The sequence below is a fragment of the Chlorobium phaeovibrioides genome, from assembly GCF_003968655.1.
In the GTDB taxonomy this organism is placed as follows: Bacteria; Bacteroidota; Chlorobiia; order Chlorobiales; family Chlorobiaceae; genus Chlorobium; species Chlorobium phaeovibrioides.
This window is the reverse complement of sequence record NZ_RXYK01000002.1, coordinates 1-25,119: the sequence shown is the minus strand read 5'-3', so window position 1 is coordinate 25,119 and position 25,119 is coordinate 1. Positions and strand designations below refer to the sequence as shown.

The following is a 25,119-nucleotide window of genomic DNA, read 5'->3' as shown; positions in this document are numbered from 1 at the left end:
TTGACAACTTTGCAAGAAGAGAAAGCCCGAAGCATTCAGCGCTCCATGGCGGCAAGCCGCGAAGCCTCGTAATTTCTTCTGTAGACCTCAAGTCCCTGAAACACCCTGTAGGCTATTTTGGTCTGTTCCTGGCGGTCGCGAAGAATCTTCTCCTCCTGAGCGTTGGAGATATAACCGACCTCAACCAGCGCACTGGGCATGGAGGGAGTCCAGAGCACCATGAATCCGGCCTGTCGGACGCCCCGGCCGTTAATGGTGGACGATCGGTCAATGGGTCGAAGAATTTCCTGGGCAAGGGAGGTTGACTGGCGCACAAAGGCGTTCTGGGCCATGGTACTCATGATCAGATGCTCCTGTGTAAAGCCCTTGTACCTCTCCTCGGAATCGACCTCCTGACTGATGACGGCATTTTCAAGCATGGCCACATCAAGGGCGGATTTCGTTTTATGGGGGCCAAGAATGTATACCTCCGCTCCACGGATACTTCTCTTGTTGTTTGCGTTGGCGTGAATGCTCAGAAAGAGCTTGCCCCCTTCATGGTTGGCAATTTTACCCCGTTCATGCAGAGGAATGAACCGGTCGTCCTTTCGCGTATAGACCACCCGTACGCCAGGCCACTTCCTGGCAATGATGCTGCCGAGATCACGCACGATATTAAGCACAACATCCTTCTCCCTCGTACCCTTCAGCCCTACCGCCCCGGGATCTTTTCCGCCATGGCCGGCATCAAGCACAATGGTGTCAAACTTCCATTTCTCCATATCCTTCTTGATGACACTGGCTATCTGGCGCGTTTTTTCGCTCTGGCGCAAGGCCTTCACATCCGCTTCGCTTCGCACAAGAAGCCGGTAGCGGTTGGAGGTCTGGCTCTTCTGGAATTCCATCGGGGCGACCACCCTCGCCTCCGGATCAAACGAAACGGCAAAACGCAGCCCCTCCGGAGTAACCGACGCCCTGATGCCGCGAACGACTCCCTCCCCGAAAGTTTTTGAGAGCGCCGCAATATCGCCGGAAGCCCCCTTGAGGGTAAAAGCCGCATTACCTGAGGCATCCGGCTGCAGAAGCACAGCCTCCGTCGGTGCTCCCGATGCCGTCATGATAATAATGGCGCCGTTGGCCCGCTCTTCAACAGCAATACTGACAATACGGGTCGGACCGGCAGATACGGCAGAAGAAGTGTCAGTCGAAGGCGTAGTCAACGACCCCAATGAAGCGGTTGAACGCGCCCGGGGACGCGGCTGCATCCAGACCTTCAGCATTCCCTCTTTCTGACTGTAGAGTATGTCCCGATCAAGCCAGAGAGAAAACATCCCGGCGGCGTCGGCAGCAGGAAGAAAAAGACGGCCGCCAATCAGGCGAGGCGAGGCACGAAGCTGGAGCATTCGAGGCGCCGCAGAACGGCCGCGAGGCTCAATGCGCACAAACGCTCCGCCATCCCTCGCAATCAGGACACTGCCGGGCGAATTGAGAGCCTCTTCAGCAGAAAGCGTCCCTCCTGCAACACGGAGACTGAGCCGCAACGCTCTGGTCATGGACTCAAGATCAACACAAAGGGAGCCCCTGTCGTTACGGGTAAAAACCCCTATGGTATACCCCTCCCCCCCTCCAAGCGAAACCCGCAGTGGAAGGGTCGGCTGTGCCTCACCCGAAACCGGGGCGGCAGCCGCGGCAACGGAAAAAAATGCCGCAAAAAAGAAAGCCATCAGAAAGGGAACAGCTGAACAGCGGCGAAGCCGTGACAGGGAGAGCATCATGAAAATCCCGTGCGTTAGGGGTTAGGTTACAGGGTTCAGGGGGAATTTCCTGAATCAGTATAATAAATATACTCTTCCTCTGAAACCCCTCTGAACGAAAGTAGCGGGAGAACCCTTTTGGGAGTAAAATTTGTTTTTACGGATGCAAGGTCTATCTTTTTCAAAATTCCCATCAACACACTCTTCTTGATAACGCACTTACCACCGGGACTGAAGCAATGGCAGTAAAAACACCCTCACTTTCAGCCAAGAACAGAACCCTCATTGTTGTTGAATCGCCCTCAAAGGCAAAAACCATCAACAAATATCTGGGTGACGGCTATGCGGTGTTTGCATCGGTCGGACACATCAAGGACCTTCCCAAAAAAGAGATCGGCCTTGATTTCGACAACCATTACGAGCCCAGCTATGAGGTGATAGCCGGGAAAGACAAAGTGGTCCGCCAGCTGAAAAAGCTCTCCGCGGAGGCCAGTGCCGTCATGATTGCAACTGACCCCGACCGCGAAGGTGAGGCCATTGCATGGCACATTGCCAACGAAATCGGAAAAACGAGCAAACCCGTCACCAGGGTCATGTTCAATGAAATCACCAAAAGCGCCATTCTCGAAGCCATAGCAGACCCCCGCCAGATTGACTACAAGCTGGTCCGCTCACAGCAGACCCGACAGGGTCTTGATAAAATTGTAGGCTACCGCATCAGCCCTTTTTTATGGAATGTGGTTATGCGCGGCCTCTCCGCCGGTCGGGTCCAGTCCGTCGCTCTTCGCCTCATCTGTGAAAGGGAAATGGAGATCAACCGCTTCGAGATACAGGAATACTGGACCATTGCCGCCGACTTTATCACTTCAGAAAAAGAATCGTTCAAGGCTCGCCTGATGAGCATCAACGGCGAAAAGCCCGACCTCAAGAACCAGGCCTCAGCCGAAGCCGCGGCTGCCCTTGTCTCAAAGGGCAACTACAGGCTGAAGGCAATCGCACCGCGCACCCAGCAGCGCCGTGCGCCCCTTCCGTTCACCACATCACTGCTCCAGCAGGCCGCATCGAACCAGCTCGGGTTCGGTTCAAAAAAAACCATGCGTGCCGCCCAGCAGCTCTACGAAGGCATTGACCTTGGAAGCGAAGGGGCAACCGGCCTCATCACCTACATGAGGACCGACTCCATACGCATTGGTGATGAAGCAAAGGGGCAGGCGCGCCATTTCATTGAAAACGCTTTCGGCAAGGAGTATATCGGTTTTGGTGGAGCCGCAGCAAAATCATCAAAAAACGCACAGGACGCCCACGAAGCCATCCGCCCGACTTCCGTCAACCGATGCCCTGAGGATCTGAAACCCTATCTGAGCACTGACCAGTACCGCCTCTATGACCTTATCTGGAAGCGGTTTGTCGCAGCCATGATGGCGCCGGCCAAAATTGAGCAGACCCGCGTTGACATTGCCGACCCCGAAGCCCGTATTTCGTTCAGAGCCAACGGCAGCAGGGTGCTTTTTCCCGGATTCATGAAAGTGTTCAACGACCAGGAGGAGTTGGCCTATGAAGAGCGGAAATCAACAAAAGACGAGGGAGAAAAAGAGCAGACTGTCCGGCTGCCCAAAGTGCTTAGGGAGAACGACCCGCTCAATCTCGGCCCGATAGACAGCCGCCAGAGCTTTACCCGTCCCCCGGCCCGCTTCAGCGAGGCCACGCTGGTCAAGGACCTCGACAATTACGGCATTGGCCGACCCTCAACCTATGCATCGATTTTCTCAACCCTGCAGGACAGGCGGTATGTTGAGCTGCAGAAAAAGAAGATTATCCCGACAGTCCTCGGCATGGATGTTTCCGAGATACTGGTCTCCAACTTCCCCGAACTGTTCAATGTCGATTTCACCGCCGGGATGGAAAACGAACTTGACAAAGTAGCCGTCGGCGAGGATGACTATGAGTCAGTGCTCGACCGTTTCTACAAGCCCCTTGAAGCAACCCTCAGCGCCCGGAAAGAGGACCCTGTCATTCCCCAGAACCGGGATGCGGCCCCTTGCGAAAAATGCGGAGAGGGGAGGATGATTGTCAAATGGACCCAAAGCGGAAAGTTCCTCGGCTGCTCGCGCTATCCGAAGTGCCGCAACAACATCCCCATTGCCACAAACAAAGAGAAGCCAAAGGATACCGGCATTCTCTGCCCCTCCTGCAATGAAGGGCACATGCTGCTGCGCAATGGCCGCCACGGAGCCTTCCTTGCCTGCTCAAGCTACCCGAAATGCAAGGGTCTGCTCAATCTGGGCAAGCAACGCCAGATTGAACCAATGAAGCTCCCTCCCGTACTGACTGATCTTACCTGCCCGAAGTGCGGCGCTCCCATGAACCTGCGAATCGGCAAACGGGGACCGTGGCTCGGATGCTCCAAATTCCCAAAATGCCGGGGACGCATGGCATGGAACTCGCTTGAAGAACCGGTACGGCTGCATTGGGAAGAGGTCATGGCAGAACACATCAAAGCCAACCCGGCCATCACCATCACCATGATTGACGGCAGTCCTGCATCCATGACCATGCCGATTGACGACATCATCACCAGCGCAGAAGAGCGTGGGCTGGTAAGGGTTGAGGCAGAGGAGCAGGCTGCCGAGAAAACCCCGGCTACAGAATAAGCAGCGCTGTCCGGTAGACAATGAACGACATCACCCAGGCTATCGAGAGCGAGTAGACCGAATAGAGCAGGACGGGCTTCCAGCGGCCGACCTCTTTTTTCATCACCCCCAACGCTGCCATGCAGGGAAGGTAGAGCAGTACAAACACCATGAGGCTCAACGCTGTCGCCTTGTTGAATGAAGGATCCCTCTGGAGTGTCGCTTTGAGATCAGCCGACCCCTCCTCTGCTGAAAGAGCATAAATGGTCGCCATTGTTGAAACAACCACCTCTTTTGCTGCAAGCCCCGTCACCAGAGCTATTCCTATTCTCCAATCAAACCCGATCGGCCGGAGCACTGGCTCCATCAGCATACCTGCCCTTCCCGCAAATGAATATGCCAGCTGGTCACTCCGAAGCATGCGCCCAAGCTCGCCACTCAGCTGCTCCTTTTCAGCCGGCGTCATACCGCTATCCGCCTGAATTTCCGCACTCCGCACAGCAAAAGCCCCATCAAGCTCCGGATTCTTCGGATAGTTGCCGGCAACCCATATCAGAACAACTGCAGCCAGAATGAGCGTCCCGGCTTTTTTGACATACATCAGCGCTTTGGCCCTGGCCTGAAAAATCACCGAACCGAAGGTCGGCCACCGGTAGGGAGGAAGCTCCATGACAAAAGGCTCCGAATCACTTCCCAGAACGGTCGACTTGAGAACCCACGCGGTCCAGAGCCCAACGGCTATACCGAGCAGATAGATGCCGAAAAGAATGTTTCCCGCCATGGCCGGAGAGAAAAATGCACCACAGAGCAGCACATAGACCGGAAGCTTCGCGCCACAACTCATGAAGGGAATGATCATGATGGTAACCAGCCGGTCTGTCCGGCTCTGGAGAGTACGGGTTGCCATAATGGCTGGAATCGAACAGCCGAATCCCGTAATCATGGGGATGAATGACTTGCCGTGAAGGCCGAACCGGTGCATGACCCTGTCAATGACAAAAGCCGCCCTGGCCATATATCCCGATGCCTCCAGAAAAGAAAGGCCGATGAACAGCAGCACAATGTTGGGAAGAAACACCAGAACGCCCCCAACCCCGGCAATGACTCCGTCCACAAGAATGGAGCGGAGCATCTCATTGGGAAGAAGCGGCGCAACGGCATTCGCCGCCAAAGCAAAAAGAGAAGAGAGGGCATCCATGGCAGGAGCTCCCAGAGAAAATGTAAGATGGAATACCGCCCAGACAACAAGCAGAAACACGGGGAGCCCAAGGAGACGGTTGAGAACAACCATATCAATGTAATCCGTCATGGTTGCCGGCCTCTCCTTCGGCCCCCGGACACACTCCTTCATTGCTCCACGGATAAAGGCGTTCCTGTCTTCGGCAATCAGCTCCTCCGGATCTGAATCATCCTGGCGGCGCACTTCCTTCATTGCCTCCTGCAGAACCACCTCAACCTTCACCCATACCGGATACTGCCTCACCTCCCGGTATGCCTCCTTGTCACTCTCAAGCAGCTTGATTGCAAGCCAGCGGCTGTTGAACCCCTGAAGTTCCGGCTCATGGTGCACCAGAGAGGCAATTTCATTGATTCGCTCCTCCAGAGCGGGCCTGAAAAACAGCTTGTTCTTCTGTATCTCTATCTTCCCCGTTCCGACCCGTACAATATGATTGAGAAGGGCATCGATCCCTGTCATTTTTTTCGCTGAAGTGGGCACGATATGACACCCCAGAAGCTGCTGCAGCTGTTTGGTTTCAATGGATATCCCCTGCTCCTCAACCTCGTCCATCATGTTCAGGGCCACAAGAAAGTCAACCTCCATCTCCATCAGCTGCGTGGTAAGCAGAAGGCTCCTCTCAAGATTAGGGCCCTCAATCACATTGACAACCACATCCGGCCGTTCTTCAATCAGATACTGGCGGGTCACAATCTCTTCGGGAGAATAGGGTGTCAGTGAATAGGTGCCGGGAAGGTCGACCACCCGTATGCGGTAGCCGCCGAAATCACAATGTCCCTCATATTTTTCAATGGTGACTCCCGGGAAATTGCCAACCTTCTGGTGAGCCCCGGTCAGAGCATTGAACAGAGAAGACTTGCCACAGTTCGGGTTTCCCGCAAGCGCAACCGTCAGCTCCTTCATGGCCGTGCCCCCCACTGCCAGCGATTCCTCTGCCCGCCAGACATAGGGCTGCCGTCACCAACGCCCCCGTTTCTCTGAACCATAACACCCTCTGCCTCCTGGCGGCGCAGAGTAAGATAGAGCCCCTTGAAAAAAATCTCCATCGGGTCTCCCAAAGGCGCCACCCGCAGAACCTTGAAGCGGGTTCCCTTGATTAAACCCATATCCATGATTCTTCTTCTGACAGCCCCCTCCACCTTCAGGCCAGTCACCTCCCCCTTGTCGCCAATTTCCATATCTGAAAGCCGCATACTCCCACTCCCTCTTGAATAACCCCTGAACGGGAAACATAAATTAGATTTAATATAAATAACATACAGGGAACAGGAAAAAGTTTCCCTCAGTTTCCTCTTCAGCAGAAACTGACTGCCGTCAAAGCATTTACTGGCCGTGAACGACAGCCTCTCCGGGAAACGGAGGCCAACCCATGCTTCGGCCGCCAATCACATGGCCATGAATATGCATCACGCTCTGGATGGCATCAGCTCCGCTGTTGAACACCATGCGGTACCCGCTCTGGCGGATGCCGAGAATATCGGCAACCGGGGCGGCAGCGAGAAGAATATGACCCGCTACCTCCTCGTCTTCAGCAGTAAGGTCGCTGAGGGAAACGATATGGCGGAGAGGGATGATGAGGGCGTGATGGGGTGCTGCAGGGGCAATGTCGCGAAAAGCAAGCACATGGTTGTTTCGATAGATGATATCGGCGGGGATGCTCCCCTCCACGATACGACAGAAAATACAGTCGGGATCCTGATGCGTCATAAGTCACCTCTCCTGTTCAATGGTTGAGCCTCCGCCTTCAGTGCTGATTTTTGATGCAAGAACCTTGTCGATTCGCTGGCCGTCAAGGTCGACAATCTCCAGCCGCCAGTGCTCCCAGACCATTCTGTCGCCAGTCTGCGGCATGCGGCCAAGCATCCACATCATCAGACCGCTGAGTGTATGATACCGTCCCTTATCCTCTTCAGGAACCCCTTTCAACTCAAGAGTATCCTTCAGTTCAGGGACCGGAATGAGTCCGTCAAGAAGCCATGATCCGTCTTCGCGCTGTACCGCCCAGGAGTCCTCGCTGTTACGCGGCACAAACTCTCCCGTTACCGCTTCAAGCATGTCCTGAAGGGTGACGAGACCTTGAATTTCCCCATACTCATCAACAACAAACACCATCTGGGTGCCGGAGGTCCGGAAATGGTCGAGCAGCTCCATACCTGTCAGGGACTCGGGGACATAGACCGGCGGCTGCAGCTGAGAGGTGAACTCTTCAAGAGTACCTTTCAGCGACTTGGAAAGCAGCTGCTTTGCGTTGACAACCCCCAGCAGCGACTGAAGACTGCCCTCGCAGACGGGAAACCGGGAATGCTCAGATGCCGTCACCTTTCCGATATTCTCGTCAGCCGGCCGGGAAACATCGAGAAAGACAATATCCGCCCTCGGCACCATAAGGGTACCCAACTGACGATCATCGAGACGAAAGACATTGCGGACCATTTCATGCTCATGCTGCTCAATCACACCGGCCTCTGAGCCCTCTTCAAGCAGAGCATGAATCTCCTCCTCGGTAATGCGCTCCACCTCGTGCGGATTTTTTCCAAGAAGACGCAGGATTGTATCAGTTGAAAGTGACAGAAGTTTCACAAAAGGGCGAGCCACAGTCGACAGGGTCACCATCGGAAAAGCCAGAAAACGGGCGGCCCCTACGGGATTGAACTGCGCAAGCCGTTTAGGGACCAGCTCACCAGCCACAATAGTAACATAGGTAATGGAAACAACGGCAGCGGCCGTTGCCGCAAGGCGACTGAATTCCTCCTCCATACCCAGAGAGGAAAACCAGAGTGCCAGCGGTCCGGCAAGGACACCCTCGCCGATGATGCCGTTGAGAATGCCGATTGATGTGATACCTGTCTGGATGGTTGAGAGAAAACGGGTGGGCTCCCGAGCAAGCTTCATGGCGGCCTCCGCCGCACGATCACCGTTTTCTGCCAGCTTTGCGAGACGCGAGCGTTTAGCCGTCAGAAGGGCAATTTCGGTCATGGCGAGCATGCCGTTGAGCAAAATCAGAAAAAAGAGCAGAAAGAGTTGCATACCGTCAGTTTAGGATAACCCGGAAAAAAACTTGCCGCAGGGGAGGTCATCCCCCACTCAGCCAGACCCTCAGACTTTCTGAAGAATCTTTCCGGATGATTCTTATACACTTTTTCCCGGCTGATTCCAAGCCCCGACCGCAATAATAACGAACCGAAAAACTTCCGGCAACCTGCAATCCGCCCGGGACCTGCTTTCTAATGAGATTCCTGCGCCTCAACATAGGTTGTACCGTCCACTCCGTTGGCATGCAGCTCAAGAACAACCTCTTCATTGCCGGCAACGGCATAGTGGGGCGCATTGGCTGGCTCGGTAAAGAAACTTCCCGGAGGCAGGGCACGAAGTTCCTGTTCCAAAAAGCGGTCGCCATAGGCGAAATACAGCGTCCCCTGCAACACGGTCACCATCCTGTTGGCGTTGGGATGAAAATGCGGCTCCAGCCTCGTGCCGGGTGCCAGACGAATGCGTTGTGCATAGGGCTTGGGGGTGGAGGGATCTCCAGCAAGGATGACCGTTTCAAGACCGTGCAGCTTCTCGTTCTTCACCCATTCAAGCTCCACCGGCAGAATCATCCGCCCTGCATCCAGCTTCGCCCCTCCAGCGCAGCCCGACAGTGAAAACCCGAAAACCATCAGAAGAAGCAGGGAAACGGTACGAAGCGCAAGCCTGTTTGTATTCATAGCAATAATGGTTGAAGATTGGAGGACATTCTCAGAGGGAAATGTACGCACCCGGCACACAAGTGCCAAGTGATGGACGGGAACCCAAACATTGTGTATATTGACCCATACTTATTGGCATATGACAACTATGACAACCCGATATCATGAAAATGCTCCGAACACTCATTCTGCCCCTCCTGATTTTCACGGCATCATGCCAGAGCCCCTCAACGCCGATGAGGGATTATGATGGCAACAGCTACCGAACTCTCAGGGCTGCGGGAATGGTATGGAGTGCCGAAAACCTCAACACGGCTCATTTCCGAAACGGCGACCCGATTCGTGAGGTTTCAGACCCCCAAGAGTGGGCCGCAATGACAACACCTGCCTGCTGTTACAATGCAAACAGCCCTGAAAACGGAAAAATCTACGGGCGCCTCTACAACTGGTACGCCGTCAATGACCCCAGAGGGCTTGCCCCTGAAGGGTGGCATGTTGCGACCGACAGCGAATGGACGAAACTGACAGAGAGCCTCGGAGGAGATGAATCGGCGGGAGGGGCGCTTAAAGCCACAGAACTGTGGACTGCCCCCAATGAAGGAGCCACAGACGCCATCGGCTTCCGGCTGCTGCCGGCCGGCGGACGGCGCGACACTGACGGTGACTTTCTGGCCACGGGAGGATACAGCAGAATGTGGACTTCGACAGAACTCTCCCCGCAGGCAGCAGAGGGTCGTTCATTCGTCTATTTTGACGGAAGGGTACGAAAGGGAAAGGTCAACAAGAAAACAGGGCTGGCGGTCCGCTGCGTACAGGACTGAACCTTCTCAGAAACCTCCGGTAAAGGGGCTGCTTTTCTCCTTCCGTATTGCAGATGAGAGAAACTCGCGGTTCATCATGGCAATGTTTGCGACGCTGATGCCCTTGGGGCATTCCGCTTCGCAGGCATATGTGTTGCTGCACCCGCCAAAACCAAGATCGTCCATACATTCCACCATCTTCAGGACCCGTTCCCGGGCCTCGACCTTCCCCTGCGGGAGCAATGCCAGGTGTGAGACCTTCGCCCCGACAAAGAGCATAGCTGCGGCGTTGGCGCAGGCCGCAACACAGGCACCGCAGCCGATGCAGGCTGCAGCGTCGAATGCCGCATCACTGTCCGCCTTGCGGACAGGAATGGAATTGGCATCAGGAACGCCTCCGCTGTTGACGGAAACATACCCGCCAGCCTGATTGATGCGGTCGAGGGCACTGCGGTCGACGATGAGATCCCTTACAATCGGGAACGCCTTGGCACGCCAGGGCTCAATGGAAATGGTCTCGCCATCAGCGAAAGAGCGCATGTGAAGCTGGCAGGTGGTCACCCCTTTCACAGGTCCGTGCGGCCTGCCGTTGATGTAGAGACTGCAGGTTCCGCATATTCCCTCGCGGCAGTCGTGATCAAAGCATACCGGCTCGGCACCTTCATCTACAAGCTGCTGGTTGAGGATGTCGAGCATTTCAAAAAAAGAGCTGTCAGCCGAAACCCCGCTCACACTGTATGAGACCATTCCGCCTTTGGCTTCTGCATTTTTCTGCCGCCAGATCCTGAGAGTGAAATTCATTGTTTCCGTTCCAATATTATCGTATTCGCCTATTATTTGTAGCTTCGCTGCGAGAGCTTTATATCCAGAAACTCCAGCGGCTCTTTGTGCATCGCAGGCGGCTCATCTCCCATAAGCGACTCCCAGACTGCAACGAAAGCAAACTCATCATCGTTGCGCAGAGCCTCCCCTTCAGGGGTCTGGTACTCCTCCCTGAAATGACCACCGCACGACTCCTTCCGCTGCAGGGCATCCTGCACCATGAGCTCACCAAGCTCAATAAAATCCGCAACCCTCCAGGCTTTTTCAAGCTCCGGGTTGAACTCATCCAGCCCGCCCGGCACCTTCACCCCCGTCCTGTACTCCTCCTTCAGTGCCGCAAGAAGCTCAAGCGCCTTATGGAGCCCCTCTTCATTACGCGACATGCCGCAGTACTCCCACATTATTTTACCCAGACGGCGGTGGAAATTCTCCACACTCTGCGTTCCCTTCGTATTGAGCAATTTCTTCAGCCTGTCGCCAACAGCCTCCGCCGCAAGGGTGAACTCCGGCGAGGAGGTCTCTATGGGGGGGGTGTGAATTTCATCAGCAAGATAGCGGCTGATGGTCGAGGGCAGAATGAAATAGCCGTCAGCCAGCCCCTGCATGAGCGCTGAAGCCCCGAGCCGGTTCGCTCCATGGTCTGAAAAATTGCACTCACCTATGGCATAGAGACCCGGCACGGTAGTCATCAATTCATAGTCTACCCAGAGCCCTCCCATGGTATAGTGGACGGCGGGATAGATCATCATCGGACTCTCATAGGGATCCTCGGCAACAATCTGCCGGTACATATCGAAAAGGTTTCCGTAGAGCGCCTCAATGGTATCGCGCCCTTTGCGCTTGATTGAGTCGGCAAAATCAAGATAGACGGCAACTCCTGTACGGCCGACACCATATCCGGCATCACAGCGCTCTTTAGCGGCGCGTGAAGCCACATCCCTCGGCACCAGATTGCCGAACGCAGGATAGCGGCGCTCAAGATAGTAGTCGCGCTCCGACTCCGCTATCTCCGATGGCTTCACCTCGCCCTTCCTCAGCCGCTCAACATCTTTTTTATGCAGTGGCACCCATATCCGTCCATCATTCCGCAGGCTTTCGCTCATCAGCGTCAACTTCGACTGGAAATCACCATGAACGGGAATACAGGTAGGATGAATCTGCGTGAATGAAGGGTTTGCCATCATCGCCCCCTTGCGGTAGGCGCTCCATACCGGAGTCACATTGGAACCCATGGCATTGGTGGAAAGATAGAACACATTGCCATAACCTCCACTTGCAAGCACCACGGCGTGAGCTGCGTGCCGTTCAATTTCACCGGTAACAAGGTTACGGGCAATGATGCCTCTTGCTTTACCCTCAACCAGCACCGTATCAAGAACATCACGGCGGTTGAAAAGCCTCACGGTGCCGGCGGCAATCTGACGGTTCAATGCCCCATAGGCACCGAGCAGAAGCTGCTGGCCGGTCTGGCCGCGCGCATAAAAGGTTCTTGATACCTGCGCGCCTCCGAACGAGCGGTTGGCAAGAAGACCTCCGTATTCACGCGCAAAAGGAACCCCCTGGGCTACAGCGAGATCAATAATCTGGTTGCTGACTTCCGACAGACGGTACACATTTCCCTCACGGGCCCTATAATCGCCGCCTTTGACGGTATCGTGAAAAAGCCTGTGGACGCTGTCGCCATCGTTCGGGTAGTTCTTTGCAGCGTTTATGCCGCCCTGAGCTGCAATGCTGTGCGCCCGGCGCGGAGTGTCCTGATAGCAGAATGCCTTGACATTGTAACCCAGCTCACCCAGCGAAGCGGCAGCCGAAGCGCCGGCAAGGCCGGTACCGACAACAATGATATCAAGCTTGCGTTTATTTCCGGGGCTTACCAGCCGGCACCCCGAATGGTAGGCTGTCCATTTATCAGCAAGAGGTCCTTCAGGAATTGCCGCGTTGAGTCGTGTCATGGAAGTAATAAGGGTTTTCTCAGAGTCTCGTTAAGGGGATAAAGGCTATCCACAGCGGTATCAGGCTGAAGCCAACCGTGATGACAATGGCATAGGCAGAGCCTGCAAGCTTCAGCGCAGGCGTGTAGCGGCTGTGGTTCAAGCCGAGCGTCTGAAATGCCGACTGTATGGCGTGGTTGAGATGGAACCCAAGCACAAGAATGCTGAGGATATAAAAGAAAGAGTACCACCGGTTTGAGAAGAGCAGCATCGCCCTGCTGTAAAAATCATGCTGTGCTATTCCCTCGGGAGGCGCTATGAAACCGGTTTTGATCAGATAGAAATCCGCCAGATGCATTGCCAGAAACAGAAAAACAATAATGCCGGTATGGAACATATATTTCGACAGGAACGAGGTCTCCGAACTGTTACTCTCCTGATAACGCACAGGGCGTGCAGCCCGGTTCTGGCCAGAGACCATCATGCCGAAAAAGATATGGAGAAGAAAACCGCCAAAGAGAACCGGCTCGGCAATTTTTATGACGGGGTTGGTGGCCATGAACTCTGCCGCGGCCGTAAAGGCCCGGCCACCGTCACTTGAGAGAAGCAGGAGGTTGATGCCGAGATGAACAAGAAGAAACACCGCCAGAAAAAGACCGGCCAGCGCCATCAGCACTTTTCCGGCAATGGAGGAAGAGAGAAGCATTGGTGAATGAAATGAGTGATTGGGATTGTTTCGCCGTTCGGGCGTCAAGGTACTCTCTGGCCAATGAACTTCCAAAGAATTCCTCGCCCGTTCAGCTGTGGTTCAGGAAATGTCACTGAAATGTTTCATGAACTGTGACCGTTCCCAGGCAGCGGGATGAAGAGAGTGCTTCATGCTCATCCGGCCTTGAAAGTCGGAAAGAGAGGAAAAACCCAGCCGATCCATATACTCTTCAAGCCCTTCAAGCATAGTTCGGATTTCCTCAAACCCTTTCAGATAGAGCACCGAAGCAATCTCGACCGCCTTTGCTCCGGCCAGCAGCTGCTTGACGAGCGCATCGCTGTCGTGTACGCCGGTGGAAGCAACAAGGTCGCACCCTACCCGACCGGAAAGCATGGCTATCCAGCGCAGGGAGTTGTAATAATCAGCGGGCGTACTGAAAAGAGGAGCCGGCTTTAGCTCCAGCGTATCAATATCGATATCAGGCGAAAAAAAACGGTTGAACATCACCAGGCTGCCGATTCCTGTGGAGGGAAGAGCTTCTGCAGTATGGGCCAGAGCGGAAAAATAGCTGCTGACTTTAGCGGCAACGGGAATCCTGACCGCCCGGGTGACGGCATTGAGCACATCAAAATAGACCTTTTCGTTTTCTGCTGAACTCTTTGACGGGTCGGAAGGCATCACAAAAATATTGACCTCAAGACCGTCTGCGCCTGCCTCTTCAATTTCACGGGCAAACTGCACCCACTCTCCCGGAGAGACACAATTGATGCTTGCAATAACCGGAACTGAAACCTCACGAGAACAGGCCCGTATAAGCTCAAGGTATGCCCAAAGAGCGTCTCCGCGGGAATATTCCCTGATGTAATCCTCTGCCTGGGCGTAATAAAACCTCTGCTCATTGCCTCCAAGGCTGCGTGCCGCATCCTGCTGTATCTGCTCTTCAAAAAGCGATTTCAGAACCACAGCCCCGGCACCGCACCGGGCCGCCTCGCTTACCTGTTCAACGCTGCCCGTGAGGGTGCAGCTTGCCGCAATGACCGGGCTTTTCAACTCAAGCCCCATCCAGGTCGTCGAAAGATCTGCCATATATCCAGAGTTTATACTGTTTCAAATACTCTTCACACTGACAACGCCTTCCGGCTCCCAGAAAATTCCTCAACGGGGAAGAATGTCTTCTGCTGCAACCCTACCGTAAAGAGCCGGGCAGTCCGGACGCCTGCATAAGCCTTCTTGCGAGAGCCGTATTCGGGTAGAACCCGGCAAACATATGGGCATTGTGACCAAGCGCGAATACAGGAACAGGAACTGCGGTATGCACATTGCTGGTCCAGCCTACCCCGGCCCGACGATTGAGAATGCCAACAACTGCCGGCGAAAAACTGTCTGCGGCGCCGTACTGACCACCCCGGGCCGCGCCAGCCGACATGGTCGCCCTGAATGCATCCCGCAGCTCCCGCTCTTCGTCACGGGAGAGGAGAAGCCCCGAATCAGCACCGGCCCCCAGACCCGCAAATACCCTCACGCTGTCGAGTGCCGCCAGAAAACTCACCCCGCCGGCTTTTTTCCATGCAGCAACTTTTCCTGAAAGCTTCTCCATGGAGATTGTCTGGTAATGGAGAAGCTCGAGCCGGCTGTCATAAGCCCCATCCCGATTGCCCAGCGAGAGTCCTCCGCACTCATGGTCGGCAGTCACGACAATCAGCGTCTCTTCGGGGTGGCGGTGATAAAACGCAACCGCCTCACGAATGGCGCGATCAAAAGCAGCAACATCCCGACCGGCAGCGGCAGCGTCGTTGGCATGGCATGCCCAGTCGATTTTTCCCCCCTCAACCATCATGAAAAAGCCCTTCGAATTATCCAGAAGCCTGATCCCCTCACGGGTAAAGAGTGCAAGATCGGCATCTCTGGCGGGCCGGTCCATATCAAAAGGAAGCGCCCCAAACATGTCGGAGGGCCCCGAGGCGATGCAGGGCGTACCAGGCATCACAGCCCTCAGAGATGCACTATTCTTCACGACCGAGTATCCCGACAACTGCATGAGGCTGTCAATATCTCCCCGGTCAACCACCGCCCTTGAGCGTTTATGAGGGAAGTTCCCCTCTGGCCGTCCGCCACCGAAATAATCAACCCCGCTGGAGGCCATCTGAAGAGCAATTGCATACAAGCTGCCGCGCAACGGCTCATGCGCGTAAAAACAGGCCGGTGTGGCATTGTCGATGCCGACACTGCTCACAACACCAGTCCTTCTGCCATCACCCTCTGCCATTTCAACAATGGTTTTGAGGGTATCACGATGGTTGGCCGCCATTGAAACCGTGCCCACACTGGTTGCATACCCGGTCGCAAGCGCTGTCCCGGCTGCAGCCGAATCGGTGATATAGCGGTCTGCTGCGGAAGTCGAGATCATTCCCGTCACGGGAAACGAGGGAAAGGACAGAGAGTCACCGGGAGCAAGAAGCGCCCGTCCGAGCTCAACCTGTGCAAGCCCCATGCCGTCGCCGATAAAGAGAAAGACATAGCGGGCCCCCGAGTCGGCTTGAGATGCAAAGCGCTGCCCCCCGCCGTTCAGAGAGACCTCCGAAGAGCAGCCGGTTGAGGTTATGAGCAGGACAAGCGTCAGCATCCTCTTCAGGACGAAGAGGAAAGAGGGGGGTCCAGAAAAGGGTTTGGGCATGAATGGAATGCTTGAGTGTGTTGTTGATGCGGCTGACCAGAAAAGATACGCATCCGGCAGAAGCCGCTGCGTCACAAATCCGTTACATCGTTAACAATGGAGGGCTCCTGGCAAAGGGCAAGACGGCCCGAAACATATCGGACCACGGCACCGACGGCAAGCTCCCGCTCACAATCGCAGAAAACCTGATGGCCGGAGCGCTCCAGCCAGAGAATCTCCCTGTCGGCCTGCGGCGTAGCAATACCCTCGCTGAGAAGAGCAACACTTTCAGGCAGAACCGTCTGTTCATGCCGGTTATGGACAATGAATACCGGACAGCCGACCTTCGGCAGAAGGAGTGCTGTATGGTCGACAAGCTCAAAAAACGAAAGGATGGCATCGGTCGGAGCCCACTCATAGTGAGCCTTGCAGCTGGCTGAATCGGGGTCGGCAAACACCGATTTGAGATTCCATTTTCTGAAAACGGCGCTGAGCATGCCTGCAGCAAAATGCATTGGACGCCCGGGCCCAAGCAGGGAAACCAACCTGAAGGCCGGTGTCACAAGAACGAGTGAATCCACTCGCCCGGGAAAAACAGCGGCAAGATTGAGGCCGAGAAGAGCCCCCATGCTGTGGCCCACCACTACAAGACGACGGGCCTTCAGGGAAAGCTCTTCAAAAGCCGCCTCCGCATCATCAAGCCACTGACGCCAGCGAACCCCTCTCAGCGCTTCCGGAGAAGGCGCTCCATGACCACGGAGTAGCGGAATGCTGAAGGGAATGCCCAGTGCTTCAAGCGGACGGCCAAGCGCCTCAACGCTCTCGCCGGTCGAAGTAAACCCATGAAGAATCAGGACGCCAAGAGGGCTCTTCGGCGCAGTATCAACAGCCATACCATTCCGGTCTTTGTTTGAATGCCCCTGCAGATGCAGTTGCCACTACTATGCTTACAGGAATATACCGCTCATAAAGGGAAAATTCCCGTAAATTGGCTACTTTAAATAAAGAAGTCCTCCGCAAGAAGAACCAACATATGATTGCTGATACGATGAAACGACGCACCCTGCCGGCCGGATTCCTGATGCTTGCACTTGCACTGAGCTCATGCTCCACCGGCCGGAGCCCTTTTTTAAGGGAGGAGAGCAGACGCATTTCCCCCGAAGAGGCCTACCGGCTGGGAAAACTCAAAAACACCCCCTACAGCATCAACGGTCGGGTCTATGTGCCGATGAGCTACGAGCAGGCTCTCGCATATGAAGAGGTTGGAATGGCTTCATGGTACGGACACGAAACCCTCAAGAAAAACAACGGTCAGCCAACGGCATATGGGGAACAGTTCGACCCTTCAGCTCCGAGCGCGGCTCACAAATACCTGCCCCTTCCCTCGGTTGTAAGAGTGACCAACCTTGAAAACAGCCAGTCTATCGTGGTAAGGGTCAATGACCGCGGCCCATTTGTTGACGACCGCGTCATAGATTTAAGCGCCGAGGGGGCCCGGCAGCTTGGTTTTTACCAGAAGGGTACGGCAAGGGTCCGCGTAGAAGTCATCAGCGAGTGAACCCGCCCCCGTTCAAGGCTTGATGACCGAAGCATCTTCCATGAATTTTTTCAGACCGCTCTCTGTCAGGGGATGGACGGCAAGCCGGCTGATGACGCTGAAGGGAATGGTGGCGATATCGGCACCGATTCTTGCCGCCTCAACAACATGCTGGGGATGGCGGACACTTGCCACAATCACCTCAGCCATATAGCCGTAATTGTCGTAGATGTCGACAATATCCTCAACAAGAGCCATTCCGTCGGTACTGATGTCGTCAAGCCGCCCGACAAACGGGCTGACGAAGGAGGCCCCTGCCTTTGCGGCAAGAATGGCCTGGCTGGGCGAAAAGACAAGAGTGGCGTTGGTGGCAATGCCAGCTTCGGACAAGTGGCGTATAGCCTTGAGACCATCGATTGTCAGAGGACACTTCACGACAACATTGTCATGAATGGCGGCAAGCGCCTCCCCCTCCTTTATCATTGAAGCGGTATCCAGCGAAGTCACCTCGGCGCTGACAGGCCCGTCAACCAGGTCGCAAATGGCCGCAATATGGTCAAAAAAATCAGTGCGCGTGAAATTCGAGGGGTCTTTCACGATTTTTGCAATCAGCGACGGGTTGGTCGTCACACCATCAAGCATCCCAAGCTCCGCGGCAGAGCGGATTTCGTCAAGATCTGCCGTATCGATGAAAAACTTCATCTCTCCTCCCTATGGATTGACCTGCGGTTTATTGAGCATTGCATTGAAATTCCTTGCGGGTCGGCCTTCCCAATTGCGCTTGTGGTATGCATAACCGGCAATGAGCGGCATGGCAATGGTAGCCTCGGCATAGACCATCTGCTCATGCACCGTATCAACCTTGCCCCATGAGCTGGCCTCTTTGAGGGTTGAGCCCGAAAGAGCACCGTCCCTCTCGTCAGCCACGGTAATCTGGACGGCATAGGTATGCATGGAAACATCCTCGTAGCCAAGCACTTCGGCCGCAACCACAATATCCTGGGTAAAGTTCTTCGGAACACCTCCACCGATCATGAAAATTCCTGTCCGGTCATTCTCTATCTTGATGCGGGTCAGCTCACGAAAATCTTTCACCGAGTCGATTGTAACATGGCTTTCGGGATTATGCCACTGGTGGTGTACCAGGCCAAACCCGGCAGAGCAGTCGGAGAAAGCAGGGCAGAAAATCGGCACTCCCTTCTCAAAAGCTTTGTAGACAATGGAGTTTTTATCATGATTGTTCGCCTCAATGTAGCGGCCCATCTCCTCGATGAACTCCCGTGAAGAATACGGCCCATGCGGCATGGAATCAGCAATGAAAGCAAGTGTATCGTCACACACGCGAAGGTCGTCCTCGTCAATAAATGTGTCATAAATGCGGTCGATGTGCAGGTCACGGAGAACGGCATCATCAATGAACTGCGTGCCTTTGTAGTGAAGGAAGCCGAGCGCCTCGAAAAAATCCTGATCAACAATGTTCGCACCGGTGGAAACAATGGCATCAACCATATTGTTTTCAAGCATGTCAATGATGACCTGCTTCAGTCCGGCACTGATGAGAGAACCCGCAAGCGTCAGGATGACAGCGCACTCCCGGTCTTTCTGCATCATATCAAGAATGGACGCAGCGCGGGCAAGGTTCCTTGCCTGAAAAGCCGTCTCCCCCATCTGGTCCACAAGAGGGACAATATTGAGCTGTTTGATATCAATATGGCGTACAGGCTCATTGAGAAGAGCCTCTTTCGTAACTGCAGGTTTCATTGTGTACACTGTCCCGTTTATTGAAAAAAGAGAAAAAAAAAGAGAGTAAGCTTACTATATCACACACTCACAATGCCGGATGCTGCTTCCTTCCGGATCTGACATGGTTGGGCAGGCGAATGTTGTATAGGACTTACTCTCAAAAATATCTGATTTCGCCATGTTCTTCTGTCAACAGATTGAAACAAAAAAACATCGAATCAAGTTGCACAATATAGCCCAACCAAAACTATTATCAAACAAAGCCCTTTTATCTTTATCCGAACTATTATAACTTCTGAAGCATTCACAAAAAACCTATCTCCACAAAGCCTCCCCTGGAGGCGTATTGCCGCACTCCGGAGCGGCATCATTCATTTCTTTATGGGAACACCGCGGATCTTAAGCGGGATGCGGCCAACAGGAAAGCTGCACCTCGGACATTACACAGGAGCACTTGAAAACTGGGTGGTACAGCAGAACCTCACCAACCCCGACGGGACCAGAGGCTGCGAAACCTGCTTTCTCATTGCCGACTACCACAACCTGACCACCTCGCTTGACACCCGGGAGATATACCAGAACACCATTGAGATGCTCATTGACTGGCTGGCAGCAGGAATTGACCCCGAGAAAAGCCCGGTGTTCCGTCAATCGCAGATCAAGGAGCACACAGAGCTCTTTCTGATTTTCTCAATGCTCATCACATCCTCCCGCCTTGAGAGAAACCCGACACTCAAGGAACAGGTCCGCGACCTGAACATGGACTCTCTCACCTATGGCCATCTCGGATACCCGGTCCTTCAGGCGGCAGACATACTTCTGTACAAAGGCACCCTGGTGCCGGTTGGCGAAGACCAGATTCCTCATGTTGAAATCACCAGGGAGATTGCACGAAAGTTCAACAGCCACTACCCGCACCCACAGAGCGGACCGGTCTTTGTTGAGCCCGAACCAAAAATCACGAAATTCTCCCGACTGGTAGGTCTTGACGGAAAAGCAAAGATGTCCAAGTCGCTCGGCAACACCATTCTCCTTTCCGACGGTCCGGAAGATGTCATGAAAAAAATGCGCAACGCGGTGACTGACACCGAAAAAATCCGCAGGAACGATCCCGGACGGCCCGAGGTCTGCACCGTCTTCAGCTACCACTCCCGGTTCAGCGCACCCGACACCATAGCATCCATAGCAAAGGATTGCCGCTCAGGTGCACTGGGATGTGTTGACTGCAAAAAAATGTGTGCCGCCGCAATCTCTCTTGAACTTGAACCCATTCTTGAAAAACGGCACAATTTCGCCTCTGACCCCGACACGGTTCGCGACATTCTGCTTGAAGGTGAAAGAAAAGCAAAAACCATAGCCCGACACACCATGGGGGAGGTCAGGGCAGCCATGAACCTGGGAGAACAATGAGCAACCGGAGCGCATTCATTTTTGACATGGACGGGGTGTTGACTGACAACATGCGCCACCACGCCGACTCATGGGTAGAACTCTTCCGCGACTACGGGCTGGAAGGGATGGACACCGAACGATATCTTGTTGAAACCGCCGGGATGAAAGGGCATGATGTCCTTCGCTACTTTCTTGACCCCGACATCAGCGCCACTGAAGCCGACCGCCTCACCGAACTCAAGGACTTTGTCTACCGCGTCAATTCGCGCAGCATGATCCGCCCGCTCAAAGGGCTTGAGGGCTTTCTCGCCAAAGCCGCCGACAGCGGAATTGCAATGGCAATAGGAACCGGAGCGGGCCATAAAAACATCGACTTTGTTCTTGACATACTCCACATGCGAAGCTCCTTCGGGGCAATTGTCTCCGCATCCGATGTGGCCCGCGGCAAACCCGACCCCGATGTTTTTCTGCGGGCAGCGGAACTGCTCAATGTTCCCCCCTCGTCATGCATCGTCTTTGAAGACGCAATTCCCGGCCTTGAAGCGGCCAGAAGTGCCGGCATGGCAGCAGTAGCAGTCACCACAACAAACAGCAGGGAGGCATTCAATCCTTTCGGCAATGTCATTGCAGTCATTGACGACTTCGCTGCACTCGACCCCATTGAACTTGTCCGGAACATCCCGGCAAGCAACCCATTGACATCACCATAAAAGAGCGATGCAGCAATTTTTCAGACCAGTCATTCAGGACGCGCTCCGCAGTGCGGGGATAGAAACCGGCCAGCCGGTTCAGATAGAAAAGCCGGCCTCGGCAAAATTCGGACACTTTTCCACAAACATTGCATTTCTATCCGCAAAAGAGCTCGGGAAAAACCCAAGGACGCTTGCCCAGGAACTCATAGGCCACCTCCGGTTCCCTTCCGGAAGCATTGAAAAAACAGAGGTTGCAGGCCCCGGATTCATCAACTTCTTCCTGACCCCCCCCTTCATCATGGACTCCCTTGGTGAGGTTCTCCGCCAGGGGGAAGCATTCGGTCGGGGGACCTCAGGCAATGGAGAAAAGGCAATTGTGGAGTATGTGAGCGCCAACCCGACCGGTCCGCTGACAATCGGCCGGGGCCGCGGAGGAGTCCTTGGCGACTGCATAGCCAACCTGTTTGAGGCTGAAGGCTACAGCGTCACGCGTGAATACTATTTCAATGATGCCGGACGCCAGATGCAGATTCTCGGCGAGTCCGTACGGTTCCGCTACCTTGAACGGTGCGGACGGAAGGTTGACTTTCCCGATACCCATTACCAGGGTGGCTACATCGGCGACATTGCAGACCGCATCTACCAGGAACAGGGCGACTCTCTTGCGGACACAGAGGGAACCGGCGAATTCAAGAGCACGGCGGAAGCCATCATTTTCAGCTCCATCAAAAAGACGCTGGAGCGGCTCGGAATCCGCCACGACTCGTTCTTCAACGAACACACCCTCTACACCCCCGATGAAAACGGAGCGACCCGAAACAGCCGGGTTATTGATGCGCTTAGCCAGAAAGGCTTTATTGATGAGTACGAAGGGGCAACATGGTTTCTGACAACAAAACTGGGGCAGGAAAAAAACAAGGTCCTCGTAAAGTCAACCGGCGAGCCAAGCTACAGACTGCCTGACATAGCCTATCACCTCACAAAATACGACAGAGGCTTCGGAGTCATCGTCAATGTGTTCGGGGCCGACCATATAGACGAGTATCCCGATGTTATTGAAGCCCTCAAAATACTCGGCCATGACACCAGCCGTATTCGCATAGCCATCAACCAGTTCGTCACCACAACGGTTGACGGAGAAACCGTCAAGATGTCGACACGAAAAGGCAATGCCGACCTTCTTGATGACCTTATAGACGATGTTGGAGCCGATGCGACCCGTCTTTTCTTCATCATGCGAAGCAAAGACTCCCATCTGAACTTCGATGTGGATCTTGCCAGAAAACAGTCGAAAGACAACCCCGTCTTCTATCTGCAGTATGCCCATGCCCGAATCTGCAGCCTTCTGAGGATGGCGTGGAGTGAAAACGGCTTCAACCCTGAGAAACTGCCCGACCTTGCTCTTCTCAAAACACTCTCTTCACCCGAAGAACTGCAGCTTGCCCTTGCTCTGCTTGACTTTCCCGACATGGTCCGCTCTGCACTCCGCCTGCTGGAACCGCAGAAAATGGTTGACTACATGCACTCCATAGCAGAACTCTACCACCGTTTTTATCAGGAATGTCCCATCCTTAAAGCTGAAGCCGACACAGCCAACGCGCGCCTCCTTCTCTCCCTTGCCACGCGGCAGGTACTGCAGAACGGGTTCAGGATTCTGGGAATCAGCGCCCCCGAGTCAATGTAGCAAAGAGGCACCGGCACCCTCACTCTCCGTACAGCCCCTCCCGCCGGATATACCGGTCAATGGAGGAGGGGAGAAGAGAGGAAACACTCTGGCCTTCGGCAATCCTCCCACGGAGCATTGTTGATGAAAGCGGGCAGGAAAACTCAACAAACCTTATGCCCGAAACGGCGTCCGGCCGTTCAGTCATATGTTCTGCGCCTCTGGCAAACACCACAACATCCGCCAGCTCCTCAATTTCCTCAGGACTCTTCCACGAACCGAAATTGCGCCAGCTGTCTTCACCCACAAGCAGACTCAAACTTGCTGAGGGGTAGAGAGAGCGGACAAACCTGAGAAGATTGACTGTATAGGAAGGGCGCTTCTGCTCAAGCTCCCAGCCGCATGCATCACAGAATGTGCCGGTACGGTTGAGTTCATGACAGAGCAGCTCCGTCATCGCTTTACGCTGTGAGTCGCTTGCACTGCGCCGCTGTTTGAGCGGGTTGTCAGAAACAGAAAGAATAAGACGATCAACACAGAGCAGTTCCCGCGCAAACAGAGCCAGGGCGAGATGACCGTTATGGGGAGGGTCGAATGTCCCTCCCAGTACCCCGACATGCATGCGGCTCCGCCTCAGGAATTGGAGAAATTCCTGAGAATTTCCTCTCTCAGCCCCTTCATCTCCTCCAGAGACTCCGGGTATTTCTGAAGAAACTGATCCATCGCCGTGCGAGCCTCAAACCACTTGCCGCGCTTGACAAGCACTTCAATCCGGCCTACCAGTGCCTTCCTGTACCAGGGGGTTTGGGAATAACGGCTAACCACTTCGTCAAAAGCAATGCCTGCGGCCTTGTATTTTTTAAGAACCACATACTGCCGGGCAACAGAATATGCAGAAGCAGCGAGCTTGTCATAGAGAACCGGGATCGCCTTTGTCGCATGGGTTATGGAGCCCTGGCGTTTCATCTCACGACTGAACCCTTCAAACCGTTCACGGTAGGATGCATTGTCCGGATTGATTTTCAGCAATTCACGGTAGGTATCAAGATCCCGTGAAACAGCAGCCGAGTCACGGGTACCGTACTCACCAAGCCAGAGAGAATAGGACTCGATCGCTTTTCGGGTATACTCCTGATCAAGTTCATAAACAGGGGACAGTTTTTCATATGACTGCGCAAGCATGAAGCCAGCCTGCTCCCTGAACGGGGAACGGGGAACCTGCTGAAGAAGCCTGTCGTACATGTCAGATGAGAGCAGGTACTGCTCCGATTGAAAGTAGGAGTCTGCAAGGAGAAACAGCACATCATCCTCAAGCGCTGTTGCCCGCGAGGAGAAAAGAAGCGGCTCAAGTTCCGCAGCAGCTTTTTCATACTCCTCTTTCTGGTAGAACTCAGAAGCGCGACTGTAGCCCTCCTTGACCTGAGTCTCTGCTTTTACCACCGGCTTTTGCGAGGAACACCCCCAAAGAGCCATTGAGGCGAAAACAATCACCACCAACGCTGAACGAAACAATATCAGACCCTGCTTCATAAAACTCCCATATCCAGTTAATTTCCCTTTCATCATTGAAGATACGCAAATCCCGACACATTCACCCCTTAGGGAATGTGAAGTCTCCCTGTTCACAAGCTTCTCCGGCAGTAAAAAAAACTGGTACCTAATATGGTACCCCAAAAGCCATACATACCGGAACGCCGCTCCGATTTGAACTCATTGAAATATGCAACTTTTTTCTCAAGAAATAGAGACGGCTCAAAAAAATCCCGCCGAAGCAGGGCTTGATAGATAGACCCGGCTCCGCCTACAACCGGGCAACACCTACCAGAGGAACACCCTCCTCATTTATTTCGCATCGGACAGGTATTGTCCGTCGTCTCCCCCTACATTT

At 54.3% G+C, this 25,119-nt stretch carries 22 protein-coding genes and 1 other RNA gene; 6 read left to right on the top strand and 17 right to left on the bottom strand.

Translation table 11 applies throughout. The features are described 5' to 3' along the window. Positions 1-35 precede the first annotated feature (35 nt). The gene (locus EKD02_RS01745) at positions 36-1,754 is read right to left on the bottom strand and encodes an N-acetylmuramoyl-L-alanine amidase family protein (protein ID WP_126383544.1); all 1,719 of its coding nucleotides are present in this window, start codon (positions 1,752-1,754) and stop codon (positions 36-38) included. Between the two features lie 218 nt (positions 1,755-1,972). On the opposite strand from EKD02_RS01745, the gene topA reads away from it, so the two are divergent. Beyond that, positions 1,973-4,384, top strand: a complete 2,412-nt coding sequence (topA, locus tag EKD02_RS01740; protein WP_126383542.1) for a type I DNA topoisomerase — start codon at positions 1,973-1,975, stop codon at positions 4,382-4,384. Here the strand turns inward: topA and feoB are convergent. From feoB to EKD02_RS01715, 5 genes are all read right to left on the bottom strand, one after another. Beyond that, complete coding sequence (gene feoB, locus EKD02_RS01735) at positions 4,374-6,503, bottom strand: ferrous iron transport protein B (protein ID WP_126383540.1); 2,130 nt, start codon at positions 6,501-6,503, stop codon at positions 4,374-4,376. The genes topA and feoB overlap by 11 nt on opposite strands. Beyond that, a complete protein-coding gene (locus EKD02_RS01730; protein ID WP_011890949.1) occupies positions 6,500-6,793 on the bottom strand; it encodes a FeoA family protein in 294 nt (97 codons plus the stop codon). Before EKD02_RS01730 ends, feoB begins: the two co-directional genes overlap by 4 nt. A gap of 130 nt (positions 6,794-6,923) precedes the next feature. Then, complete coding sequence (locus tag EKD02_RS01725) at positions 6,924-7,307, bottom strand: histidine triad nucleotide-binding protein (RefSeq protein ID WP_126341637.1); 384 nt, start codon at positions 7,305-7,307, stop codon at positions 6,924-6,926. A gap of 3 nt (positions 7,308-7,310) precedes the next feature. Continuing rightward, positions 7,311-8,627 (bottom strand): hemolysin family protein, encoded by a 1,317-nt coding sequence (locus tag EKD02_RS01720; protein WP_011890951.1) that lies wholly within the window; start codon positions 8,625-8,627, stop codon positions 7,311-7,313. Between the two features lie 197 nt (positions 8,628-8,824). Beyond that, complete coding sequence (locus tag EKD02_RS01715) at positions 8,825-9,307, bottom strand: cupin domain-containing protein (RefSeq protein WP_126383538.1); 483 nt, start codon at positions 9,305-9,307, stop codon at positions 8,825-8,827. Between the two features lie 146 nt (positions 9,308-9,453). Here EKD02_RS01715 and EKD02_RS01710 point away from each other — a divergent pair, with 146 nt between their 5' ends. Next, on the top strand, positions 9,454-10,110 hold the full coding sequence (locus EKD02_RS01710; RefSeq protein ID WP_126383536.1) for a fibrobacter succinogenes major paralogous domain-containing protein: 657 nt from the start codon (positions 9,454-9,456) through the stop codon (positions 10,108-10,110). 6 nt (positions 10,111-10,116) lie between these two features. On the opposite strand, the gene EKD02_RS01705 is transcribed toward EKD02_RS01710, so the two are convergent. From EKD02_RS01705 to EKD02_RS01680, 6 genes are all read right to left on the bottom strand, one after another. Then, a complete protein-coding gene (locus EKD02_RS01705) occupies positions 10,117-10,890 on the bottom strand; it encodes a succinate dehydrogenase/fumarate reductase iron-sulfur subunit (protein WP_126341641.1) in 774 nt (257 codons plus the stop codon). Positions 10,891-10,922: 32 nt separating this feature from the next. After that, positions 10,923-12,863, bottom strand: a complete 1,941-nt coding sequence (locus tag EKD02_RS01700; RefSeq protein WP_126341642.1) for a fumarate reductase/succinate dehydrogenase flavoprotein subunit — start codon at positions 12,861-12,863, stop codon at positions 10,923-10,925. A 19-nt stretch (positions 12,864-12,882) separates the two neighbouring features. Continuing rightward, positions 12,883-13,548, bottom strand: a complete 666-nt coding sequence (locus EKD02_RS01695) for a succinate dehydrogenase cytochrome b subunit (protein WP_126383534.1) — start codon at positions 13,546-13,548, stop codon at positions 12,883-12,885. A gap of 102 nt (positions 13,549-13,650) precedes the next feature. Further along, a complete protein-coding gene (locus EKD02_RS01690; RefSeq protein ID WP_011890957.1) occupies positions 13,651-14,637 on the bottom strand; it encodes a dihydroorotate dehydrogenase-like protein in 987 nt (328 codons plus the stop codon). Between the two features lie 100 nt (positions 14,638-14,737). Further along, the gene (locus EKD02_RS01685) at positions 14,738-16,225 is read right to left on the bottom strand and encodes an alkaline phosphatase (protein ID WP_126383532.1); all 1,488 of its coding nucleotides are present in this window, start codon (positions 16,223-16,225) and stop codon (positions 14,738-14,740) included. 71 nt (positions 16,226-16,296) lie between these two features. Continuing rightward, a complete protein-coding gene (locus EKD02_RS01680) occupies positions 16,297-17,097 on the bottom strand; it encodes an alpha/beta hydrolase (RefSeq protein WP_126383530.1) in 801 nt (266 codons plus the stop codon). 140 nt (positions 17,098-17,237) lie between these two features. Here EKD02_RS01680 and EKD02_RS01675 point away from each other — a divergent pair, with 140 nt between their 5' ends. Beyond that, entirely contained in the window at positions 17,238-17,762 is a 525-nt protein-coding gene (locus EKD02_RS01675) for a septal ring lytic transglycosylase RlpA family protein (protein ID WP_126383528.1), read from the top strand. A gap of 12 nt (positions 17,763-17,774) precedes the next feature. Here the strand turns inward: EKD02_RS01675 and fsa are convergent, their stop codons facing one another. The 3 genes from fsa to ffs all read right to left on the bottom strand — a co-directional run bounded on the left by fsa (position 17,775) and on the right by ffs (position 19,641). Continuing rightward, positions 17,775-18,443, bottom strand: coding sequence for a fructose-6-phosphate aldolase (fsa, locus tag EKD02_RS01670; RefSeq protein WP_011890961.1), 669 nt, complete (start codon positions 18,441-18,443; stop codon positions 17,775-17,777). A gap of 9 nt (positions 18,444-18,452) precedes the next feature. Continuing rightward, positions 18,453-19,502, bottom strand: coding sequence for a 1,9-bis(guanidino)-5-aza-nonane synthase (locus EKD02_RS01665; RefSeq protein WP_126383526.1), 1,050 nt, complete (start codon positions 19,500-19,502; stop codon positions 18,453-18,455). 40 nt (positions 19,503-19,542) lie between these two features. After that, positions 19,543-19,641: signal recognition particle sRNA small type (gene ffs / locus EKD02_RS01660), an RNA gene on the bottom strand. Between the two features lie 224 nt (positions 19,642-19,865). Here ffs and trpS point away from each other — a divergent pair. From trpS to argS, 3 genes are read left to right on the top strand one after another with little or no spacing between them, the layout of a single operon-like run. Next, positions 19,866-20,894: a tryptophan--tRNA ligase gene (gene trpS, locus EKD02_RS01655; protein ID WP_126341647.1), complete on the top strand. Its 1,029-nt coding sequence runs from the start codon at positions 19,866-19,868 to the stop codon at positions 20,892-20,894. Continuing rightward, positions 20,891-21,586, top strand: coding sequence for an HAD family hydrolase (locus EKD02_RS01650; RefSeq protein ID WP_126383525.1), 696 nt, complete (start codon positions 20,891-20,893; stop codon positions 21,584-21,586). The genes trpS and EKD02_RS01650 overlap by 4 nt, the downstream gene beginning before the upstream one ends. A 7-nt stretch (positions 21,587-21,593) precedes the next feature. Next, positions 21,594-23,252 carry an arginine--tRNA ligase gene (argS, locus tag EKD02_RS01645; RefSeq protein WP_126383523.1) on the top strand — a complete coding sequence of 553 codons (1,659 nt, stop codon included), beginning with the start codon at positions 21,594-21,596 and terminating at the stop codon, positions 23,250-23,252. 19 nt (positions 23,253-23,271) lie between these two features. Here argS and nadD read toward each other — a convergent pair whose 3' ends face one another. Further along, positions 23,272-23,853 carry a nicotinate (nicotinamide) nucleotide adenylyltransferase gene (gene nadD, locus EKD02_RS01640; RefSeq protein WP_126341650.1) on the bottom strand — a complete coding sequence of 194 codons (582 nt, stop codon included), beginning with the start codon at positions 23,851-23,853 and terminating at the stop codon, positions 23,272-23,274. 11 nt (positions 23,854-23,864) lie between these two features. Further along, the gene (locus EKD02_RS01635; protein WP_126383521.1) at positions 23,865-24,761 is read right to left on the bottom strand and encodes an outer membrane protein assembly factor BamD; all 897 of its coding nucleotides are present in this window, start codon (positions 24,759-24,761) and stop codon (positions 23,865-23,867) included. Positions 24,762-25,119 lie beyond the last annotated feature (358 nt).

Coding starts and splice junctions, on each gene's coding strand:
- EKD02_RS01745 (WP_126383544.1), bottom strand. CDS start 1,754: ATGATGCTCTCCCTGTCACGGCTTCGCCGCTGTTCAGCTGTTCCCTTT.
- EKD02_RS01710 (WP_126383536.1), top strand. CDS start 9,454: ATGAAAATGCTCCGAACACTCATTCTGCCCCTCCTGATTTTCACGGCA.
- EKD02_RS01700 (WP_126341642.1), bottom strand. CDS start 12,863: ATGACACGACTCAACGCGGCAATTCCTGAAGGACCTCTTGCTGATAAA.
- feoB (WP_126383540.1), bottom strand. CDS start 6,503: ATGAAGGAGCTGACGGTTGCGCTTGCGGGAAACCCGAACTGTGGCAAG.
- EKD02_RS01690 (WP_011890957.1), bottom strand. CDS start 14,637: ATGGCAGATCTTTCGACGACCTGGATGGGGCTTGAGTTGAAAAGCCCG.
- EKD02_RS01650 (WP_126383525.1), top strand. CDS start 20,891: ATGAGCAACCGGAGCGCATTCATTTTTGACATGGACGGGGTGTTGACT.
- EKD02_RS01720 (WP_011890951.1), bottom strand. CDS start 8,627: ATGCAACTCTTTCTGCTCTTTTTTCTGATTTTGCTCAACGGCATGCTC.
- EKD02_RS01715 (WP_126383538.1), bottom strand. CDS start 9,307: ATGAATACAAACAGGCTTGCGCTTCGTACCGTTTCCCTGCTTCTTCTG.
- EKD02_RS01705 (WP_126341641.1), bottom strand. CDS start 10,890: ATGAATTTCACTCTCAGGATCTGGCGGCAGAAAAATGCAGAAGCCAAA.
- EKD02_RS01730 (WP_011890949.1), bottom strand. CDS start 6,793: ATGCGGCTTTCAGATATGGAAATTGGCGACAAGGGGGAGGTGACTGGC.
- EKD02_RS01725 (WP_126341637.1), bottom strand. CDS start 7,307: ATGACGCATCAGGATCCCGACTGTATTTTCTGTCGTATCGTGGAGGGG.
- nadD (WP_126341650.1), bottom strand. CDS start 23,853: ATGCATGTCGGGGTACTGGGAGGGACATTCGACCCTCCCCATAACGGT.
- EKD02_RS01665 (WP_126383526.1), bottom strand. CDS start 19,502: ATGAAACCTGCAGTTACGAAAGAGGCTCTTCTCAATGAGCCTGTACGC.
- EKD02_RS01685 (WP_126383532.1), bottom strand. CDS start 16,225: ATGCCCAAACCCTTTTCTGGACCCCCCTCTTTCCTCTTCGTCCTGAAG.
- EKD02_RS01680 (WP_126383530.1), bottom strand. CDS start 17,097: ATGGCTGTTGATACTGCGCCGAAGAGCCCTCTTGGCGTCCTGATTCTT.
- argS (WP_126383523.1), top strand. CDS start 21,594: ATGCAGCAATTTTTCAGACCAGTCATTCAGGACGCGCTCCGCAGTGCG.
- trpS (WP_126341647.1), top strand. CDS start 19,866: ATGGGAACACCGCGGATCTTAAGCGGGATGCGGCCAACAGGAAAGCTG.
- EKD02_RS01695 (WP_126383534.1), bottom strand. CDS start 13,548: ATGCTTCTCTCTTCCTCCATTGCCGGAAAAGTGCTGATGGCGCTGGCC.
- EKD02_RS01675 (WP_126383528.1), top strand. CDS start 17,238: ATGATTGCTGATACGATGAAACGACGCACCCTGCCGGCCGGATTCCTG.
- EKD02_RS01635 (WP_126383521.1), bottom strand. CDS start 24,761: ATGAAGCAGGGTCTGATATTGTTTCGTTCAGCGTTGGTGGTGATTGTT.
- fsa (WP_011890961.1), bottom strand. CDS start 18,443: ATGAAGTTTTTCATCGATACGGCAGATCTTGACGAAATCCGCTCTGCC.
- topA (WP_126383542.1), top strand. CDS start 1,973: ATGGCAGTAAAAACACCCTCACTTTCAGCCAAGAACAGAACCCTCATT.